The sequence below is a fragment of the Alcaligenes sp. MMA genome (assembly GCF_020907215.1).
Classification (GTDB): Bacteria; Pseudomonadota; Gammaproteobacteria; order Burkholderiales; family Burkholderiaceae_B; genus Alcaligenes; species Alcaligenes aquatilis.
On record NZ_JAJJPP010000001.1, the window covers coordinates 739,389 to 759,909 of the forward strand.

General features: G+C 56.8%; 19 protein-coding genes. 17 read left to right on the plus strand and 2 right to left on the minus strand.

Features of this window, described 5'->3' with window-relative positions; translation table 11 throughout:
* Nucleotides 1–20 precede the first annotated feature (20 nt).
* The 17 genes from LNA76_RS03305 to LNA76_RS03385 all read left to right on the plus strand — a co-directional run bounded on the left by LNA76_RS03305 (nt 21) and on the right by LNA76_RS03385 (nt 18,290).
* Nucleotides 21–1,385: a uroporphyrinogen-III C-methyltransferase gene (locus LNA76_RS03305; protein WP_230017904.1), complete on the plus strand. Its 1,365-nt coding sequence runs from the start codon at nt 21–23 to the stop codon at nt 1,383–1,385.
* A 3-nt stretch (nt 1,386–1,388) separates the two neighbouring features.
* Nucleotides 1,389–2,894, plus strand: a complete 1,506-nt coding sequence (locus LNA76_RS03310) for a heme biosynthesis HemY N-terminal domain-containing protein (protein WP_094196954.1) — start codon at nt 1,389–1,391, stop codon at nt 2,892–2,894.
* 28 nt (nt 2,895–2,922) lie between these two features.
* Entirely contained in the window at nt 2,923–3,459 is a 537-nt protein-coding gene (ppa, locus tag LNA76_RS03315) for an inorganic diphosphatase (protein WP_094196953.1), read from the plus strand.
* Entirely contained in the window at nt 3,456–4,151 is a 696-nt protein-coding gene (locus LNA76_RS03320) for a fumarylacetoacetate hydrolase family protein (protein WP_094196952.1), read from the plus strand. The genes ppa and LNA76_RS03320 overlap by 4 nt, the downstream gene beginning before the upstream one ends.
* A gap of 326 nt (nt 4,152–4,477) precedes the next feature.
* Nucleotides 4,478–4,981, plus strand: a complete 504-nt coding sequence (locus LNA76_RS03325; protein ID WP_094196951.1) for a sigma-70 family RNA polymerase sigma factor — start codon at nt 4,478–4,480, stop codon at nt 4,979–4,981.
* Between the two features lie 81 nt (nt 4,982–5,062).
* The gene (locus LNA76_RS03330; protein ID WP_230017905.1) at nt 5,063–6,052 is read left to right on the plus strand and encodes a FecR family protein; all 990 of its coding nucleotides are present in this window, start codon (nt 5,063–5,065) and stop codon (nt 6,050–6,052) included.
* Between the two features lie 212 nt (nt 6,053–6,264).
* A complete protein-coding gene (locus LNA76_RS03335) occupies nt 6,265–8,640 on the plus strand; it encodes a TonB-dependent siderophore receptor (RefSeq protein ID WP_230017906.1) in 2,376 nt (791 codons plus the stop codon).
* Nucleotides 8,641–8,699: 59 nt separating this feature from the next.
* A complete protein-coding gene (locus LNA76_RS03340) occupies nt 8,700–9,830 on the plus strand; it encodes a YncE family protein (RefSeq protein ID WP_230017907.1) in 1,131 nt (376 codons plus the stop codon).
* A gap of 133 nt (nt 9,831–9,963) precedes the next feature.
* Nucleotides 9,964–10,221: a hypothetical protein gene (locus LNA76_RS03345; RefSeq protein WP_009462197.1), complete on the plus strand. Its 258-nt coding sequence runs from the start codon at nt 9,964–9,966 to the stop codon at nt 10,219–10,221.
* Entirely contained in the window at nt 10,218–11,480 is a 1,263-nt protein-coding gene (locus LNA76_RS03350; RefSeq protein WP_230017910.1) for a hypothetical protein, read from the plus strand. The genes LNA76_RS03345 and LNA76_RS03350 overlap by 4 nt, the downstream gene beginning before the upstream one ends.
* The gene (locus tag LNA76_RS03355; RefSeq protein ID WP_230017911.1) at nt 11,477–12,079 is read left to right on the plus strand and encodes a pilus assembly protein TadE; all 603 of its coding nucleotides are present in this window, start codon (nt 11,477–11,479) and stop codon (nt 12,077–12,079) included. Before LNA76_RS03350 ends, LNA76_RS03355 begins: the two co-directional genes overlap by 4 nt.
* A complete protein-coding gene (locus LNA76_RS03360) occupies nt 12,076–12,699 on the plus strand; it encodes a hypothetical protein (protein WP_108727583.1) in 624 nt (207 codons plus the stop codon). The genes LNA76_RS03355 and LNA76_RS03360 overlap by 4 nt, the downstream gene beginning before the upstream one ends.
* Complete coding sequence (cpaB, locus tag LNA76_RS03365; RefSeq protein WP_230017914.1) at nt 12,696–13,583, plus strand: Flp pilus assembly protein CpaB; 888 nt, start codon at nt 12,696–12,698, stop codon at nt 13,581–13,583. The genes LNA76_RS03360 and cpaB overlap by 4 nt, the downstream gene beginning before the upstream one ends.
* Entirely contained in the window at nt 13,576–14,946 is a 1,371-nt protein-coding gene (locus LNA76_RS03370; RefSeq protein WP_442778974.1) for a type II and III secretion system protein family protein, read from the plus strand. Before cpaB ends, LNA76_RS03370 begins: the two co-directional genes overlap by 8 nt.
* Nucleotides 14,936–16,585: an ATPase, T2SS/T4P/T4SS family gene (locus LNA76_RS03375; RefSeq protein WP_442778975.1), complete on the plus strand. Its 1,650-nt coding sequence runs from the start codon at nt 14,936–14,938 to the stop codon at nt 16,583–16,585. The genes LNA76_RS03370 and LNA76_RS03375 overlap by 11 nt, the downstream gene beginning before the upstream one ends.
* Complete coding sequence (locus tag LNA76_RS03380) at nt 16,582–17,427, plus strand: type II secretion system F family protein (protein ID WP_230017923.1); 846 nt, start codon at nt 16,582–16,584, stop codon at nt 17,425–17,427. The genes LNA76_RS03375 and LNA76_RS03380 overlap by 4 nt, the downstream gene beginning before the upstream one ends.
* A 2-nt stretch (nt 17,428–17,429) precedes the next feature.
* Nucleotides 17,430–18,290, plus strand: coding sequence for a type II secretion system F family protein (locus LNA76_RS03385; RefSeq protein WP_230017925.1), 861 nt, complete (start codon nt 17,430–17,432; stop codon nt 18,288–18,290).
* 398 nt (nt 18,291–18,688) lie between these two features.
* Here the strand turns inward: LNA76_RS03385 and LNA76_RS03390 are convergent, their stop codons facing one another.
* The gene (locus LNA76_RS03390) at nt 18,689–19,465 is read right to left on the minus strand and encodes a BPSS1780 family membrane protein (protein ID WP_230017928.1); all 777 of its coding nucleotides are present in this window, start codon (nt 19,463–19,465) and stop codon (nt 18,689–18,691) included.
* A gap of 14 nt (nt 19,466–19,479) precedes the next feature.
* Complete coding sequence (locus LNA76_RS03395) at nt 19,480–20,451, minus strand: homoserine kinase (protein ID WP_230017930.1); 972 nt, start codon at nt 20,449–20,451, stop codon at nt 19,480–19,482.
* Nucleotides 20,452–20,521 lie beyond the last annotated feature (70 nt).

Here is a 20,521-nt window from a genome sequence, read left to right on the forward strand (position 1 = left end):
ACACGGATTACAATCTTGCCATGAACGATAAAACAGAGAACGCATCCGCAAGCGAACCGGAGACTCCGATTTCCAGCCCAGCCAGTACACCGGCTTCTCGTCCGTACTCCGATCCTAAAGAAAGCACCACCACGCCTGAACAGCGTAAAAGTGGTGCAGGTCCGGCTTATGCCTTGACGGCTGTTGTTGTGGTGCTGGCTGCTGCCGGTCTTTGGTACCAGAATTCATTGCTGGAAAAGCACAAGGCCGAGCTGCAGGCCCAACTGGCAACCAATATCAACACCACGGAGCAGGCGCGCCAAACCGCGCAGCAGGCGCTGGCATTGGCACAGCGTCAATCTGACAAGCTCGCCCAGTTGGAGAAATCCTTTAACGATTCCACCGAACAGTTTCATGATCTGAGTCAAGCCTTCCAGACCATGACAGACAGCGGCTCGGAATTGGTTCTGCTAAATGATATCGATCACTTGGCCACGATTGCGCAGCAACAACTGATGCTCGGTGGCAATGTAGCCAACGCCATCGTTTCTCTGGAAGCCGCCCAGGCGCAGTTGGCGCGTGCCAATCGTGTCGGTCTGGCCTCCTTGCAACAAACCCTGAATGGCGATTTGGAACGCCTTCGAGCGGCAGCCACAGTGGATGTGGCCTCTTTGTCCCGCCAACTGGACACCTTGTCGCGCTACGTATCGGAAGCTCCTTTGCTGGTGCCCGATGATGTTGCCGGCGGTGCGAACACCGAAGCCCTGGACTTGTCGTCCGAGTCGGTTGCGTCTGCCGAGTTGCCTGCGGATGCCCCTTGGTGGGAACGCAGCTGGAATACGGTGCAGCAGTGGGGAAGTAGTGCGTGGCGCTCTGTCAGCCACGATCTGGGGCAGTTTGTCTCCATTCGTCGTGTAGACGATGCCGCTGCTTTGTTGATGTCGCCCGATCAGGCCGCCCGTCTACGTGAAAATCTGCGTCTGCGCATTATGGCCGCACAGTTGGCCATGATGATGAACCAGTCTGCTGTCTGGCAGACCGAGCTCAATGCGGTGGCGACGGCCCTGGAAAAACGCTTTGATACCCAGTCGAATCAGGTTCAACAAGCCTTGCGCCTGACCCGTCAATTGCAAGACACTCGCATCGGTGCGCGTTTGCCTACCGTGAATAACACCTTGGCAGCCATTGAAAGCCTGCGTCAAGCCCAGGCTGGTCGTAGTCAGAACAACACCGACGACACCACGCCGGAGCAGGGCGACACCGGCCCCGTCCCCGTCCCGTCCGACTCTCCTCAATCCACAGAACCAGCCAAGCAGGAGGAGCCTGCTGCTTCTGCTGCTGAGCAGGCTGAGTCTGGCGCTCCCGCTCAAGCCGAGACGGAACAGCCCGCGCAGGCGCAGGGGTAAGGTATGCGTACTTGGTTTTGGACTCTCATCTTATTTGTCGCCGCAGTTGCCTTGGCCTTGGTCTTGCGTGAACATGCTGGTAACGTCTACTTGGTGACACCGCATTATCTGGCGCGTGCGTCGCTGACCTACGTGGTTCTGTGTACGCTCGGTCTATTCATCGTCCTGTATGTGCTGTTGCGCTTGTTGGCGTGGTTCAGTGATGGCCCAGAGCGTTTTCGCCTGTGGCGCGGCCGCCGTGCTCAACGCCGCGATCAAACCTTGCTGGAAACAGGCTGGATCAGCATTCTCGAAGGCCGTTACGAACAGGCCGAGAAAGACATGATGAAGCTGATGAGCAAAACCCGCTCGCAGACCAGCAAAGTCGTGGCAGGTTTGGCAGCGGCACGTGCGGCACATTATCAAGGTCAGATTGCCCAACGTGATGAAGCTTTGGCGGCCGCTCGTGCCGCTGCGGGCGATGATGTGCGTTTGAAAGAAGCCAGTGCCGTCGCCTCGGCCGAGCTGTACCTGGATCAGAACCGTACAGAAGAAGCCATCGAGCTATTGCAGGGTTTGCAGGACGCCAGTTCGCGCCATCTGCATGCCACTCGCTTGCTATTGCGCGCCTATCGTCAACAAGGCAATGCCGAACGCGTGTATGAATTGACCCGTTTGCTGGTGCGTCGCAGTGGCATCGAGCGTCAAGAGGCGCTCAATTGCATTGAATTTGCTGCTGCCGCTCGTTTGCGCGCGGGCGGTGTTGAACAGTTCAAGGCCTTGTGGTCGGACCTGAAATCCGAAGAGAAAGTCTTGCCCGGCATAGCGCTGGAAGCCGCCCTGATTCAAGAGCGTGAAGGTAATTACGAAGAGGCCGGCCGTATTTTGGAACCGGCCATTGCGGCTAGTTTCGACAGCCGTCTTCTGGAAGCCTACGCCCAGTGCCCACCTGAATATGTGGGCCGTCGTTTGGCCAAGGCCGAAGAGTGGTTGCGTAGCCAGCCCAACAATCCGGTCTTGCTATCCACCTTGGGCCACCTTTGCCTGACCAGCCAACTGTGGGGGCAGGGCGAGCACTACCTGCTGCGCAGCCTGAAAATCCAGGGTGATCTACGCAATCACGCCTTGCTGGGGAACTTGTACGACAGCTTGGGTCGCCACGATGAAGCCGTTTCTTACTGGCGCAAGGCGGCTTCCATGGCCGGTACTTTGCCGATTCTGGCGGTCAGCACGGCCTTGCCAGCGGCTGATACGCGTCATGACCCCAGTCATACTGATGCGGATAGTTTGCCATCGCAAAATGACGATGATCTGCCGCGTTACACCTATGCCGCCAGCGTCGTGGCCGAGGACCTGCCTGATCAAGGTCGTCCCTTGCCTGTCGTGGCCGAACCCGTGCCTCCTGCAGCTTCGCCTTCGCAAGATAGCGTGAGTTCCTCTTCGGATCTGGATGATTACTTTGATACGGCTCCCATTCCTGGGGTCGATCTGTCTCAAACTTCGGACCGTCCTCGACGCTCCAATGATTAATCTCTTTTATTTTTAAAGGTTTGCACGAATGAGCCTCGCCCAAGTACCTGCTGGCAAAAAACTGCCTGACGAGATCAACGTAGTCATCGAAATCCCCATGAACTCGGACCCCGTCAAATATGAAGTTGACGAGAACGGCGTGGTTTTTGTGGATCGCTTCATGCTGACTGCCATGCACTACCCTTGCAACTACGGCTACGTTCCGCAAACCATTTCGGACGATGGCGACCCGGTTGACGTGCTGGTGATCGCTCCTTTCCCCATCCAGATCGGTGCCGTGATCCCTTGCCGTCCTATTGGCGTGCTGCACATGGACGACGAGGCAGGTGGCGATGCCAAACTGCTGGCTGTGCCTACCGACAAGCTGTATCCCCTGTACCGCAACGTGAAATCGCCTGAAGACCTGCAGCCTGAAGAGCTGGAGCGCATCAAGCACTTTTTCGAGCACTACAAAGACATCGAAAAAGGCAAATGGGTCAAGGTCAAGGGCTGGGAAGGTATCGAAGCTGCCAAGAAAGAACTGGTAGACGGTGCCAAGCGTTTTGCTGACGGCCAGGCAAAATGAGCACGGTTATCCCCGCGCCGGCAATGGCGGCATTGAACGTACAGGGCAGTGAGCAGGTTTTTCCTGTGCGCCGCATTTATTGCGTCGGCCGCAATTACGTCGAGCACGCACAGGAAATGGGTTTTACCGGTCGAGAAGATCCTTTCTTCTTTTGCAAACCGGCGGACTCCATTTTGAATGTGCTGCCCGGCCAAGTCTGCGACATGCCGTACCCCTCTCGCACCCAGGATCTGCACCACGAGATCGAACTCGTCGTTGCCTTGTCCCAGGGCGGGCGTGATCTTACGGTCGAGCAGGCTGCTGAATGTGTGTGGGGATACGCGGTGGGTCTGGACATGACCCGCCGAGATTTGCAGACGCAAGCCAAAAAAGCCGGTCGCCCTTGGGAAGTGGGCAAAGCTTTTGACCATTCCGCACCGACCGGCCCTCTGGTGCCACGCAGCCGTATTGGTGAGCTATCCCAAGGTGCGATCACCCTGGACGTCAACGGCGAGCGTCGTCAGACCGGCGATTTGAACCAGCTGATTTGGAATGTGGCTGAGTCCATCGCTTATCTGTCGGGTCTGTTCGAGCTGGTCCCTGGTGACATTATCTTCACTGGAACCCCAGCCGGTGTCGGCTCGGTGGAACGAGGCGATGTGATGCACGGGGCGATCGACGGTCTGGGCAGCATAGACGTGCGTCTGGTCTGACCCAAGTCTGACTAGCTAGTCATAAACCCGTCTGGAGAGCAGTCTCCAGACGGGTTTTTTATTGGTGCTGCTTGTGTTGCTCATGAGGCAGGGCGGGGATGGTACCACAGGCTGGATGGAGGCTGTTTGACTGTCTGCCTTGGCTGATCAAGGGATGCCAAGCTTAGTGTAGGGTTGGCTGCGCCATAAACTGTGCAATAGCAATGATGATGCTGATACTCCCCACGATATCCAGATTTTTGCTTGTTCAGATCAAACCATAATAACAATAATGAGAATCGTTGTTATTATTATGTCCGTCTTGTCTATTTACCCCATGCTGTTTTATGTCGCGTTTTTCGTCCTCACGTAAAACTTGGCTCGTGCATTACCACGAGCTGGTCAAGACGTGGACGCGGCGTTCATCCAACAGCGTTGATGGGGAAGATGTGGCCCACGATGCGATTGCTGGAATGCTGGAGCAAGATGTAGCCCGGATTAGTAATCCCAGGGCTTATTTGCACCGCAGTGCGGCCAATAGTCTGATACAGCGACAAAAGCGGGAGCAGCCCGCTTTAACGATTCCCTTGCAAGATCTGAGCGAACAGGATCACCCCGTGGTATCGGGCGCCGAGGAGGCGGCCTATTGCGGGCAGCTTTCGGAAGCCTTGTTAGCGGCCCTGGATGAATTGCCACCTGTCTGTCAGCAGGTGTTTTCCTGCCACAGGCTGGAAGGCTGGACTGTGCCCGAGATCGCCAGTCATTTAGGTTTGTCTGTTAGTTCGGTAGAAAAGTACCTGACCCGCAGCATGCGTCATTTGCAGCTTAAGTTGCAGCAGTTTTCCTCTTAATATAGCGATGCACGCCATGAGCACTATTCTGTCTTCACCCGCATTGCTACAGGAATTAACCGGCGAGCTATCGTAGCGACTATGAGCGTATCCCATTCACTTCCTATTCCTGATGATCCCCATGACGCCGCTGCGTTCTGGTTTGCGCGCGTGCGAGGTGGCTTGATGCAGGAGGGGGATCAGACGCTGCTTGAGCAATGGTTGGAACAGGCCCCGCGTCATGCGCAGGCCTATCAGGACATGGAAGCCATGTGGTCGATTGCGCAGGCAACACCGGATGCCGCTTTCAAGGCACGCTTGGCACAGAACACTCGCCCTCGGGCACCGCAATGGGGGCGCAGAGCGTTTATCGCAGGTTTGGGAAGTGCCTGTGCGGCGGCCGCGGGAGTCGCTGTTCTGGGGCCGCAGCGTTGGCTGGAAAGTGAGCAGTATGCCCAGCGTTATATCAGCCGCAAGGGTGAACGTCTTGAGCAGACCTTGCCGGATGGATCGCTGATCAGTCTGAATACTGACAGCGCGGTGCACGTTTCCTTCTATCAGTCCGAGCGCCGTGTAGTGCTGGAAAAAGGGGAGGCTTTCTTCCAGGTACGCTCCGAGGTCGCTCGGCCTTTTAATGTCGATGCGGGCCGGGCGGTGATACGGGTGACGGGCACTCGTTTTAACGTGCGACGAGACACGGACACGGTTGATGTGGCGGTTGAATCCGGTTCGGTGCGCGTACAGAGCGGATCCTGGTGGAACAGCGCCTATTACGACTTGGTGGGTCAGCAAGGACTGCGATTGGGAAGTGGCCGTTTTGCGACTGTGCAATCAAGAAATATCGAGCAGATGCTGGCTTGGCGGCAGGGGAAGGCGATTTTTGATGCCGAGCCACTGGAACATATCGTGGCCGAGCTCAATCGCTACAAGGAGCCAGGCATTGTGCTGCATAGCCCATCCTTGCGTGGGTTGCGAGTGACAGGTGTCTTCAATGTGAATGACCCCCAGGCTTTTCTGGAAGTCCTGCCCTCATTGGCACCCGTGGTGATTGTGCAAGGGCCGGATGGCCGATGGGGTATTGCGGCTCGTTAGACCTCATATTCTCTGAAAGATACAATTTCTTTCAATTTAAGAACGAGAATCGTTACGGGGTTTGCTTCTGATTGACTCTTATGAGGGAAGGGACAGTTTTGTGTCCCTGATTGCCTTTGGCCAAAGGGCTTGTCGCTTTGTGCGTCGCTTTCCTTATAACGAGTACTACGGTGTATCCACAGAACACAAATAAACGATGGCCTCTTTTTGCCTTGCGTCCGGTCCAGGGTGTAGGGCTCAGCGTATTGGCACTGGCCTTGTCGCTCAGCCCGCTGGAGCCAGTGGTCGCGCAGGATGTGCCTGCCTTGTCTATTTCCATTCCGGCTCAATCTCTGAATCAGGCTTTGCTTGAGTTGGGCCAGCAGGCAGATATCCAAATCTATTATTTGCCCGATACCGTCAGTGGCTTGCAGGTAGCGCCCGTTAGCGGGCGCATGACGCCGCAACAGGCCTTGCAAAGTTTGTTGAAGGGGACAGGTGTGCAGGCCAGTTGGAAGGGGCGGACGGTTTCCTTGACCCGCCCCAGTCGCGATGACACCACCCAATTGGCTCCGATCACGGTCACGGCCAATACGGGCCTGGCCACAGAAGGGAGCGGTTCCTATGTCGCGATGGGGCCGTCGACATCGGCCAGCGGACTGGAGCTCTCGCTGCGTGAAACACCGCAGTCGATGACCGTCATTACGCATCAAAAAATCGAGGACAAGAATTACCGTGCTCTGGATGAGTCCCTGCGTGATGCGCCGGGGATTGTGGCCGTCCAAGGGAATGGCGATTCGCGCTGGGAGTATCTGGCGCGTGGTCACAGCATTTCCAATATTCAGTACGACGGTATCACGACGTCCACTCAAAGCTATTCGCGCGATATTCTGGCCGATGATGATTTGGCCATGTATGACCGGGTGGAGATTGTGCGGGGGGCCACGGGCTTGCTGGAAGGGTCTGGCAACCCGTCGGCATCCGTGAATCTGATCCGCAAAAGACCGACTTCGACACCTCAGTATTCGGCCCGCGTGACGGCCTCATCATGGGAGAACGCGCGTGGCGTGGTGGATCTGTCCAATGCGCTCAATGAGTCCGGCACTGTGCGTGGCCGTGCGGTCATTGTGGCCGGAGGTGGCAAACTTTACCGGGACTACAACCGCCAGAAGGAACAACTGTTCTATGGCGTGGTGGACGTGGACCTTACGCCCGCCACCACCCTGAGCCTGGGTTTGTCACGGCAGCGGCAACATAACGACGGCTATAGCTGGGGAGGATTTCCGACCCGTGCAGATGGCTCGTTTTACGATTTGTCGCCTCATGATTTTCTGGGCAGCGACTGGGAGTATCTGGACCGTCGTCAGACAACGCTGTATGCAGACCTGGAGCATCGGTTTGACAACGCTTGGGTCGTGAAAGCCCTGACTCGCGCGGCGTGGGCCGAGTCCGATTACGTTGCGAGCTACCCCTGGTATACCGGCGGCGCACTGCGCAAATTTACTCAAAGCGTGGATATGCGTGACAAGCATTACGCGTTCAACGTCAATGCAAATGGTCCCTTGACGCTGTTCGGGCGTGATCATGATTTTTCTATCGGGATCAATGCCAACAAGGAAAATGAGCGGGTGGATGGCAGTTCCGCCGCCAACATTCCGCTTGATCCGGAGAGCTGGAGTCCCACCTCGCAGGCCAAGCCGACCTTTGGTCTGAATCCCTACTATGTAGATGAGAACAAGGAAGAACTGGGACTTTATGCCTCGGCACGCTTTGATATCGCGGACCCATTGAAACTCATACTGGGTGGTCGTGTGAGCTGGTTCAAGTCCAAGTCGCAATACTATAAAACGGACTATTCGGCTGATGCCGAGTTTGTGCCCTATGTCGGCCTGGTTTATGACTTGAATGACACCTATTCGGTCTATGCAAGCCACACCGGTATTTTCAAGCCGCAAAGTTATTACGACATTAACGGCTCCTTGCTGGACCCGGTCAAGGGGACGAATAATGAGCTGGGCCTGAAGGGCGAGTTTCTGGACAAGCGCCTGAATGCATCGATCGCGCTGTTTCAGCTGGAGCAGTTGAATCTACCCACGCAGGTAGCCGGTGTGACCTACTGCAATCCCGCTGTGCTGTATTGCTATGAGGCGGCAGAGAAGGTGCGTACGCGTGGCGTGGAACTTGAGGTGGCCGGTGCCGTGACCGATCGCTGGAACGTCAGTGCAGGCTATACCTACGCACGCTCTGAATATGCTTCGGGAACCAGAAAGGGTGAGTTGTATAACGAACGAAGCAGTCCAGAAAATATGGTGAAAATTTTCAGTACATACCGACTGGGTGGCGCCTTGGATGGCCTGACCCTGGGTGGCGGCGTGCGCTGGCAAAGCAAGGTGTTCTACAAGGGGGCAAATTTCCGTATCGAGCAGCCTGGCTACGCCATTGTGGATCTCTTGGCCAGATACGACTTCAACCGCAATACATCCGTGCAGTTGAATATCGATAACCTGAGCAACAAGCAGTACTACTCAAAGATCGGCTCCAGCATCAGCACCGGCAATTACCTGGGCAAACCTCGCCAGGTCTTGCTGACGGTCAGTCAGCGGTTCTGAGTTTGCATCTGTCATTTTTCCTGGCCGTTTCCGCCAGGGGTGTTTTTAAAAAGGTTTGTATGTCCAAGAAATTTACTTATTTAACGCGCAGCAAGCGTTCCGTTCTTGCAGCCGCGCTGCCCTTGTTTTTGCTGACTGGCGCGTCTCATGCGGCACCCACGCCAGTAGCGGCGACTGCTGCCGTATCTACTCCGGTGTCAGAGGCCGTCCTGCAACGGGAAGTTGCGCCGGGCATTTACGAGCTGGTGTACAGCCCGGCCTCCAAGGCCGTGTTTGTGGCGAGTACGGAGGAATTCACCAGCAAGGGAGGCGGCTCGATTTATCAGCTTGATCCAGTCAGCCTGGCCGTACGGAAAAAGATTGATCTGCCATTCAAGCCATTTGCTCTGACCTTGGATGCGCGTACCAACACGCTCTATGCCGGTCATACCCGGGATGGCGCTGTTTCAGCTGTTGATGCGTCAACGGGTACGCTCAAGGGAACCTTGCATCATGGCGTCAAAGATGCCAAGGGCGAGCCGGTGCATACACGCCAGATCGTGGTGGATGAAGCTGCCAATCAGGTCATCGTCAGTGGTGTGACAGATCTTGGTTTTATCTGGGTTATTGACGGCAAGACCTTCTCGACAAACCGTATTCTGCGCGACCTTGAAGCGCCCACGGCAGGTTTGACCCTGGATGCAGCGAACCATAAATTGCTGGCCAGTGGCACGGCGGCCTATGCAGTGTTCGACACGCAAAGTTGGGAACTGGTTGGTGAAAACCGCATCGCGGAGAAGCTGTCGCCTAGCGATATCAGGCGACGTTTTCTGGTCAATACGGCCTTGGATAGCAAGAGTGAACGCTTGTTTGCCAATCAACTGAATAATAGTGAAGGCACCTTGGTGTTTGACCTGAAAACGGGTGCCATTCTGCACAAAATCCCCACGGGATACATGCCGGTGGGGATACGCTATAACCCGATTCGCAATGAAGTGTATGTAGCCAGCCGAGGCAGTGGAACGCTGAGTGTCATCGACGCTAGCAGCTATGCCATCAAACAGACTATTACGCTGCCAGTGCATCCCAACACGATTTCTGTGACGCCTGACGGTCAGCAGCTTTATGTCAGTGTAAAGCGGCCATTTGCAAAAAAAGGGGAGCCGGAGCCTGTTGATCAGGTGGCTCGTATTGACCTGCAAGCTTTGTGACGCTGACAGTGCCAAGTGTTATATGAAGTAGCCGCATAGACCGTAGCCGGACAAGCCCATCCGGCTCGGCTTTTGCGGATATTCTGGCTCGCTGACAAGGGGCAGACTGTGAACTGACTTTTGGGAGATTCCAATGAGACAGTTCATCAGGCGGCAGCGCGGCCAGGGTATGGTCGAGTATTTAATTATTGTGGCTTTGGTCGCTGTGGCGGCCATTGCGGTGTACCAGTCCTTTGGTCAGGTGATTCGCAACCAGACTGCGGCCATGGCCAAGGAATTGGCGGGCGAGGATGGCTCCGAGCAGACACAACAAGCGCAATCAGCCGCTTCTGCTGCGGCCGCTCAAGGCAGCGCCAAGAGCCTGAAATCTTTTACGGGCAATGCGCAATGAGGCAGCCCGACTATCCACAAGAGGGGGCGGCGCTGGCCTGGGGGCTGATCGCGCTGGCGCTCCTGTCTATCGCCTGGGGCGGCTACATTCATGTGAACCAGATTGCCGAGCAGCAAGGGCGCTTGTCCTTGGTGCTGGATGCGGCGGCCTATGGTGCCGCCACCGAGCAGGCGCGTACCTTGAATCTGCTGTCTTATATCAACCGGGCGCAGTTGGGGCATCAACTGGCTTTGGGGCATTTATTGACCTTGGCAACGTGGGACAGGGCGGCGCAGACCCAGTCCGGGCAAGCGCGTCGGGCGAATCCACCTGCGCATTTAGTCGCCATGATGTTTGGCCCTGCTCATGGCCTGGCGTATACCCAGGCGCGTTCTGCCGAGGACAATCAGCAGGCCTTGGAACAGGCTTTTCAAGCCCATCAGCGTTTGATTCATCAAGTTCTGGCGCAGGCCCAACAGCAGTTGGTAGCGGGTTTGCCGCAGCGCCGACAGGCCATTATTCAGGCGACCTTGGATGGCAGCTTGCCAGACTGGCCCGCCCAAGCAATTCGCTGGCAGCTTGAGAAGGACGATTGGCCGCAGTTCCTGTCACCACAATCCGGGCAAACACAGTGGCAGCCGGGTTTGACGCATTTGGTGTCCTTGTATGGCTTTCTGGCCCCTCGGGATTACGAGGCTCGCTCTTATCCCGGTGTGGATCGGCGTTGTCCCTTGTGGCGGCATCGTTTGCGTCGCGCAGGTCGTACCGAATTTGATCGTTCGGGTCGCTGGCATTCCAACGATACGCAATCCATGCATATGGTGCGTTCCAACCGTTGGATAGGCTGTTATTTCCGGGAATATGCCATGGCGTGGGCCTTGCAAACACCTGCGCATGCGTCCGGGATTGATGCACCGGATGACTTTTCTGGGCAGAGCTTCTGGAAGTGGGCGCTGGAGCAGGGCAATGGCTCTTTGCTATCTGCTCAAAGCAATACGGTGGCGCAATCCTGGGCACGACGCGATGCCAGGCCCTGGAGTCAAAGGCCGTGGGTAGATGGGTATGCTTTGTCAGATTCAGAGCACAGCGCTGGCCCCGATCTGGTGCTGACTTTGCAGGCCCAAGGCCATTTGGGTCAGACCGTTCATACACGGGCGGCGGCTCAATCGTTTTTCTCCCGGCCACCGGATAGCGCAGATTCTGGGGTGAGCCCCAATCCCAGTCTGTTCCTGCCTTTCTGGCAGGCACGGTTGATGGATCCAGGGGGGCGCCAATCATGAGTAAGCGACAAAAAGGGATGGCGCTGATCGAGGCTTGTTTGCTGGGTGTGGTGTTGGGCTTGATGGTGATGGCGGGGCGTTGGCTGATGCAGCAGCAGTATCGCTTGCAGCAAATGCAGCACAGCACGCATTTGAGCCTGTTTATGCATGACGCTCATGGCAAGCCGGTTTCAGTTGGAAGCAGTCCTGCTCACGAGACGGCACCTGCCCGATTTTTGGCATCCCCGATAGCGACAGCCCAGTCCCTGCAATGGGAGCTTTTGAGTCTGCGTAGCGGATTTTGGACGGCACAGTCGCGCGTTTCCATTCCGTGGCCGCGCTGGCTGGAGGCGTTGAGGACCAAGACGCAATTGCAGCGCCAATCTCACTTGTGGGCGGCTGCGGGGCAGGCGGCCAGTACACAGCAGACTCGTCAGCGTTTGGAAAACAGTACGACTGCTTGGGGTGAGGCAGTGGGATCGAGCAGACCCGCTGCCAGAGAAACGATACGACATGCAGGGCCTATGGACGCGGCTTGGGGACGAGCGCAAGCTGATGTGGACTGGTTGAGTCGGTGGCAGGACTACGTGCCGGATCATGGCCCCAAGGAGCAGCCATGAGACAACTGCTTGCCTTGCTCTTGCTGTTTTTGTTGATGTTCAGCCCTGTGCCGGCCAAAACGCAGGCTTTGACGGGGCCTATACAGGATCCCCGGATTCAGTGGAATCAAATGCAGGCGGCACAGACTGCTGTTGGGCCCGTGTATAGCTGGGGGCTGAAAACTAGCCTGGATGCGCAGACCTTGGCTTCTCATCTAGAGCCATTCTGTGGTGTGCATTACGGAGCAATCAGAACGGAGGGGCAATGGGTGTTCCTGCGTGCCAAACAGGGCAAGAACTGCGTTTTGTGGCTGGAGGATATACAAACCCCCGTCTTGTCGGGTTTGTTAAGTGTTTCTGAAAACGCTCAGGCGTTTGCCCCGCCACCTCTTTTGTCTGCAGCACCACCCATTGGCGGTGCTGTCTTGTGGCAGCACGAACAGCCAGGGCAAGTGCAAAGCTGGCTGCTGGTGGCCGAACCTGGATGGCAAGCCGACTTGCGTCGCAAAGATTGGGGAGCGCAGGCGGGTGAGCGTTACTGGCGCAAAGGTCCAGCCGAGCTGGATGTGATGGAACTGGAGCATGAGCAGCAAGATTACTTGCTCTTGATCTGCCGTGCCTGTGAAAAGGAGGTCTCATGATGCGAGCAAAGTTCTTGTGGCTATGTCGTCATCCCAGCGCAGGGTTTGGCCTCTTGGCCTTGTTGGCTGGTTTGATGGCAGCCGGGACCAGTAGTCGTTATCTGGACCGGCAGGAAAAAGCGTTGCAACAGGCGGCGCATCGTGTCCAGTTGGATCGGGTGGTGGCCGCGTCCGGCCTGGCGGCGGGGACCGTGCTGCAAGCGGAGCATCTGGCCGCCCGTGCCTTTCCTGCAGAACTGGTGCCTAGTGATAGTTGGGATGTGGCGCAGTTTGAGAATCTAGTAGGGCAAGTGCTGAGCCAGCCTTTGCGAGCAGGTGACTTGATCAGTAAGGCGCACGTGCAGGAAGTCAGTAGCCCGTTTTCACAGCAACTGTTATCTGGCAGGCGTGCATTGACTGTACCGGTGGATGCGATCAGTTCGGTGTCGGGTTTGATTCGACCGGGAGACTTGATTGATATCTATGTCAGCTTTGATGACAGGCAACGGCGGGTTACGGCGCCGTTGTTGCAGTCTGTTCTTGTTTTGGCAACAGGACAAAAGTCGGGTGAAGGTTCGGCCACGGCCCGATTGGATAAGGATGCCTACAACACCTTGACCTTGGATGTGGGTCCGGACGATGCCTTGAAGTTGCTGGCGGCCAGACAACATGGACGTATCAGTGCCTTGCTGCGCAATCCGGATGATCACACGCCCCATCAGGCTGCCGTGCGCGGTGAGCTGGCCGATATTCTGGGGCTGGGGCCGGGTGCAAGGCCCAAACAGCCTGTGCAGGTTTTGTACGGCAACAAACCGGCAGGGCAACTTGGGCAGCAGGCTGAGGTGGAGCGCCTGGGTTGGCTGGATATGCCGGACAGTTTTTCTGTGGGGCAGCACCATGAATAGAAATCGCTATGGGCCCAGGTGGGCAGTTGTGAGCTTGTTGTTCGGAGCCCTGTTTGGCGCAAGCCTGCAAAGTCAGGCTCAGGGCTTGGGGCTGCAAGTGGGTGAGTTGATGGTGCTGTCCGAGACACAGGTTGAGCGGGTAGCGGTGGGGGACGGCGACATTGTTCACGCCGTCACTACAGAATCGGGCGAGCTTATTTTGTTTGCGCGCAAGACCGGGAGCACTGTGGTGCAAGTGTGGTCCCATTCCGGGCAAAGTCAGTCCTACCACGTTGAGGTGTCACCCGAAAACCAGAGGCAAACCTTAGCGGAGCTACGAAGTTTGCTAGAGCGCATTCCCGAGCTACGTGTCAGCGAATTGGGCGGAAAGCTGGTGCTGGAAGGAGAGGGCTTAAGCGATCAGGACAAGCAACGCATTCAGGCGTTAAGCCAGGAGCACCCTCAATTACTGGATTTTACGCAGCAGGACGGTTGGGAGCCAATGGTCTTGTTGGACGTTCAGGTGGTCGAGGTGCCGCGCAACAGCCTGCGGGAGCTGGGCGTGCGCTGGGATGGCAGCTCACAGGGTGGTTTGAGTATGGGAGGTGCCTGGGATGCGGCCACCCATCAGTTTCTGGATAGGCCGGGTGAAGCGGTCCTGCCTTTGGCATTCCCTGCCAAGCAGGGGGCGGCGTTCTTTGGCATTGGCGCCTTGATGTCTGCTCGCGTTCAAGCCATGGCGCAGGAAGGGCATGCGGTGGTTCTGGCGCAGCCGCAGCTTCTGGCGCGTAGTGGTTCGCAAGCCGAGTTTCTGGCTGGGGGCGAGCTGCCTTACACCACCACGGATGACAAGGGAAACAGCAAGACCAGCTTCAAGCCTTATGGTGTATCTCTGCGTATCGTGCCGAGGGTCGAGCGTGGTGGCTTGGTGCGCTCGCAGATTGAGGTCGAAGTCAGCTCTGTGGATGCCAGCTTGTCCCAACCTGCCGGGCCGGCGTTGAAAACCCGACGAGCTTCAACCGAGTTCAACGTGCGTTCCGGGCAGACCTTGGTGCTGGCAGGATTTATTTCACGTGAAGAGTCCCGGCATGTGGATCGCTTGCCGGGGCTGGCCAGTTTGCCAGTGCTGGGTGCCTTGTTTCGTTCCGAACGCTTTGCCCGGCAGGAGACGGAACTGGCGGTCTTTGTGACCCCGACATTGGTGGCGGCAGAACATCCGGATTTGTTGGCTCGGCAGGCGAATGCTGCCCAGTGGCTGGACCAGACTTTTCCTGACGCTCCACGCTTGAACACGCCTGTGCGCGCCACTCCAAAGGGGGCAGGACAAGGAGCCTGGTCGCAATGGGCAGAACCCGATAGTGAGGTGTTTCGTGTTGAACCTTGAACTTGAGTCAGAGTTGGGGGCGACACGTCTTTGTGCGGTCAGTTTGCCGGCCTTGATAGGGCGTGACCCTGCCTGTGATGTTGTTCTGCCATCCTGGCGTATCGCACGGCAGCATGCCAGTTTGTTGCAGCGGGCAGGGGCAGTGTACATCCAGGACCATGGCTCTTTGACAGGGGTGCAGCTAAACGGCAAACGGGTTTATGACGACGGGCCCTTGCGCCTGGGCGATGTGCTGGTGTTGGGTGGGTTCAAGCTGCGGATTACGGGCTTTGGGCAGGAGGTTCCATCACGAAGTGATGTGGCTGTTTCGAGCTTGAAAAGTCCATTGGTAGCCCCGGAACAACCGTCTTTTGTATTGGAGGAGCCGCGACTGACCGCACAAGGCGAGCAAGGCTTTTTCACTTCCGGGCAAGCAGATCTCCCAGTATCCGACAGTGAGCTATTCAGGCAAGAGCAGCAACGCTTGCATCAAGCTTTGTTGAGTGCTTTGGAGCTGGAGCGTCGGGACTTGTCTCGCGTAAGCGACAAGCAGCTGGAGCAGGAAGCCTTTGATTGTCTAGGTCGCTTGATCCAGGCCCAATGTGCTGTCCCCAAGCATGAACAGGCCAGACTGCAGGCCAGTGTCTGCGCTGAGGCGGTGGGTTTGGGACCTTTGGAGCCCTTGCTGGCAGATACCTCGGTCTCGGAGATCATGGTCAACCATTACGACCGAGTTTTTGTCGAGCAGGCGGGGCGGCTCCAAGCCCATCCTCTGGTGTTCAGCAGTGAGTCGGCCTTGCGGGCGATTATTGACCGCATCCTGGCTCCCTTGGGTAGACGGCTGGATATCAGCTCGCCCGCAGTGGATGGACGATTGGCCGATGGCTCGCGTTTCCATGCGGTACTGTCGCCCATTGCGGTCAAGGGTACCTGCGTGACCATACGCAAATTTCCCAAACGACGCCTGGGGCTGGAGGATCTGTTGCAGACGGGTAGTTTGTCGCCGGAGATGGCCTATTTTCTGCAACAGGCGGTGCAGCGGCGCTGCAATATTCTGGTCTCAGGCGGAACGGGTACAGGTAAAACCACCTTGCTGAATGTGCTCAGCACCTGCATCGATTCGGGAGAGCGAATCGTGACCTTGGAAGATGCAGCCGAGTTGCAGTTACAGCACAGTAATTGGGTGGCTTTGGAGTCACGGCCTGCGAATGCAGAAGGTCAGGGGCAGGTGGATATACGGAGCCTGTTGCGACAATCCTTACGCATGCGGCCAGACCGGATTGTGGTCGGAGAGTGTCGGGGGGCGGAGGCCTTTGATATGTTGTCCGCCATGAATACAGGCCATGAAGGATCGATGGGGACCTTGCATGCGAACACCCCACGTGATGCTTTGTCGCGCCTGGAGGGTATGGTCTTGATGGCGGGCCTGGATTTGCCTTTGCTGGTCGTGCGGGAGCATATCGCGCGGGCGCTGCACATTATTGTGCAACTGAGCCGTTTGCCCGATGGCAAGCGTTTAGTTCACGAGATTGTGGAAGTAACCGGTATAGAAGCGCAGCGTATTCAATTGCAGACTCTGTACAGTTACCGCCCGGAGTTTGGTTTTACGGCCAGCGGCTTGAGGTCTGAATATGTCTCCCCATCAGAGGGGCAAGCATGAAATTGCTCAGTATTTTGTTGATTGTCTTGGCTACCACCGCTTTGGCTTATGTGTTGCTGCGTTCAGGGCAGCGTCTCGCTAAGCGCTATAGACAGCAACTTCTTAAACAGTCCGAGCAGAGCTTGCAGTCGCATTTTGTGTTCGTACGCAGCCAGTATCTTGCTTTTGTGGCCTGGGCTGGTTTGCTTCTGATCTTTCTGGCCGCATGGTGGCTGATACCGTCGTTTTGGCTGGCAGCGTTGGTGACCTTGTTGGCTGCGGTAACGCCTTTAGTGGTTCTGCGCTGGATGGGACGGCGTCGCCTGGAGACGCTACGACGACAACTGCCGGACTTTGTGCTGTCTTTGGCCTTGAGTCTGCAAGCAGGCTTGGCTTTGCAAGCGGCCTTGCAGCAGTTGGCTCAATCTTTGCCTGCGCCCTTAGGGCAAGAGTTGCGTTTGCTCTTGCGTCAGCAGCGCCTGGGTGCGAGTGCCAAGGACTCGTATCAGGAGCTCGTGGAGCGAGTGCCGGTGTCAGAACTGGCCATGCTGGTCAGTGCCTTGCAGATGGGCCAGAGTACGGGGGCGGGGTTAGGGGAACGCTTGAAGATACTGGCGCAAACCATTCGGGCACGTTTGACTATCGAGGACAAGATTGTTGCCTTGACCGCTCAGGCCCGTTTGCAGGCGCGAATCATGTTCTGCTTGCCGGGTTTTGTGGCGGGAGCTTTATACCTTCTGGATGCCACAGCATTTGAGCAAGCCTGGTTCAACACATTGGGCGTTTGGGTGGCGGGAGCGCTCGTAGCCATGCTGCTGATGGGGTTGTGGTGGATGCAAGTGATTCTGCGAGGGGAGGGGTGAGTATGCTCGCAATGATCTGGATACTCTCTGCCCTGAGTGCGGCCTTGTTCCTGATCGCATTGTTGTGGGCGTGGCGCGGTCGTTATCTGCTTTTGCTGCAAGGTGGCAGCAGTTTGGGGCAGGCGGCTTGGCAGGCGTGGGAGGCACCGTTTTCCAGAGTTCTGAGTCTCTGCCTATCCCTGCCTTTTGTACATGAGTGGCCGGAGCGATTGTGGGGTTCGTATGCCCAGGAGGTACGGGGCTTTTTAAGCAAACGTGTGGCTTTGACTGGACTGCTCACAAGCCTTGTTAGTGCTTTCTTGTTGACTCAGGGGGCTTCATTGATGGAGCTTGCAGGGCTGACTGTGATTGGTTTCTTCCTGAGCGTATTACAAGCTATCTCACGGGGAAGAAAACTGCAGCGTCAGCATCATTCCCGTTGCCGCCGGGATTTGCCCTTCTTTCTGGATCTGCTGGTGCTGGCTGTCGAGTCTGGGCTGGGCTTGCAGCAGGCCTGGGCGCGTGCAACGCAGGCCCTACCGCAAGGCAGTTTGCTGATCAGCTTGAACAAGGTACAGGGCGAGGTTCGGGCAGGACGACGCTTGCCACAAGCGATGCGCAATGTCGCTTTGAGCTTCAGGCAGGCCGAGCTGGAGGAGTTGGCCTTGTCTTTGGAGCTGGCGCAGGACACGGGATTGTCCTTGGCCTTGTTGCTACGCTCTCAAGCAGAAAAGCTGCGTAGTCATTTGCACCTGGAAGCCGAGCAAAGAGCCCTCAAGCTACCCGTTTATTTGCTGGCCCCTTTGGTGGTGTGTATTTTCCCCTGCACATTCTTGGTGATTGCGATGAGCCTGCTCGGCCCGTGGCTGGCAGGGGGAGGCTAGGGGATGTCCATATCAGTATTGATCAAACAGCCGCTGCAACAGACGCAGCGACGAGGCCTGTATTTATTTGATGCCCATACTTTCTGGGCTCGTTGGCGTGGCTGGAAGGCACTGCCACAGCACAAGGGTTTCGCAACCGCCGTGTGGCTGCGGCCGTGCAGAGCGGTTCATTTATGGGGAATGCGTCAGGCTCTGGATATCTGCTTTCTGGATGAAAGTGATCAGCCTTTGAGGTTTTGTCCGGCAGTATCGCCAGGAGCAGTACGGTGGCATAGAAAGGCCAGATCGGTCCTGGAAGCGCCGCTTGGTTATCTGTCCGGGCCGGAGCAGTTTGCACCTTGGGCCGCCGCCCTGCAGAAAATACGTCAAACAGGGGGCGGGGTATGGTTGGACTGGGCTTAGCCTTGCTCAGTATCGCGCATCGGATCACCAAATACGCTGCGGTAAGCCGGGTAGAAGCTGGCGTACAGGATGGCGGCCATGGTCAGGTTGATAGGTGTCAGCACCATGGTGGCTGTGCCTGGGCTCAAACCGGCCCCCAGCAACAGCCCGCCCAGGGTTTGGATGGCGAAGAAGGCCGCCGCCCAGCACAGGCCGTACAGCAGGAAGGCGGCTTTGTTGCGCCAGCAAGCCACCATGGAAAAGAACAAGGCTTGCTTGACCGGGATGGCATGCCAGCCTACCAGAGCCGGAGCGTGCCAGAACAGGGCGGACAGGCCCAGGTACAGCACGAAGAACAAAATAATAGGCTTGCGAAAGGCCGCCATGACTTCCTGTGGAGTGGCATCGCTATTGTCCATCAATTGCGATAGCTCATTCACAAAGGGGAAGGTCGCCACAAAGCCCACGACCAGGCAGGCCAGCAGATAAATGAGGCCCAGCTTGATCAGGCGGTTGCGTACAGGAGCGGGTTTCAAGGGCTCGGTCCACATGCCCAGGCGGATGACCTCCCCCTGATGAATGCGGCGACAGGCATTCTGAATAATGAAGGTCATGGTCGGGACCAGCACGATCAGCACCATTTGGCCTACGATGGGAAAGATATTGCTTAGGTTGATCAGGATAGAGGTGATCAGGCTCCAGAAAAACAGAGCGGCTGGTTGCAGCTTGAACAAGCGCATTCCTTCCTGAATCCAGTACCACCCGTAAAGAAAGGGGAGCTTGGCTGCTTGCATATCAGTATCCGTATTTATCGAGGGAGCGCCGGTACAGCATGGTCGCGACGCTGACGCAACACACGCTCAAAGTGCCGTGGGTCGTGCGGCTTGAGGGTTTGAGCGGGGCGAGGTAGATAAAAGTCGTACAGGCGCGAGATCCAGAAGCGCAGCGCGGCAGCTTGAATCAATATCGGCCAGGCGCTGTGCTCTGCTTCAGTAAAGGGGCGTACCTGGGCGTAGGACTCCAGCCAGGCCTGGGCTTTTTCCTGGCTCAAGGCACCGCTCAGACGGTCGATGCACCAGTCGTTAACAGCCACAGCCACGTCAAACAGCCAGGTGTCGCAACCGGCAAAGTAAAAGTCGATGATGCCGCCCATCTGGGGCGCGTCCGAGGTGCCTGCAAACAGCACGTTGTCGCGGAACAGGTCGCAGTGGGCCGGGCCTTGCGGCAAGGAGCGATAGGTATCGCTATCGGCAAAATTGCTTTGTTCTTGTAGAACGGTCTGTATCAGTTCGGACTGGCTGGCATCCAGGAAGGGAAGGACTTGGGGTACGGTGCTTTTCCACCAGCTCAAGCCACGCAGATTGGGCTGTTCCAGGGGGAAGTCCTGAGCGGCCAAGTGGGCCTGGGCCTGGGTGCGGGCGATCTGCCGGCAGTGTTCCACCGTAGGCTCGGGCTCGTAGCCGCCACGCAAGCGTGTCACAATCGAGCAAGGTTTGCCGTGCATGACACAGATGCGTTTACCATCGCGGCGTGTCATCGGTTCTGGCACCGGAACGCCCTTGGCCGCCAGATGGTGCATCAGCTCGATGTAGAAAGGCAACTGTTCCAGCGTCAGGACTTCAAATAAAGTCAGAACGTACTCGCCCTGGGTCGTGCTCAGAAAGTAATTGGTGTTTTCAATGCCGGCGGTAATGCCTCGTAAGGACACAAATTCACCAAGTGTGTAGTGTTCCAGTAGTTCACGGGCATCAAGTTCGCTGACGGAAGTAAAAACAGCCATGCTTTCAGTAAGGGTCCGGTTGTTGGCGCACTATTAGGCGCGCGAGTAGGTCAAACGGCCGATTTTAGAC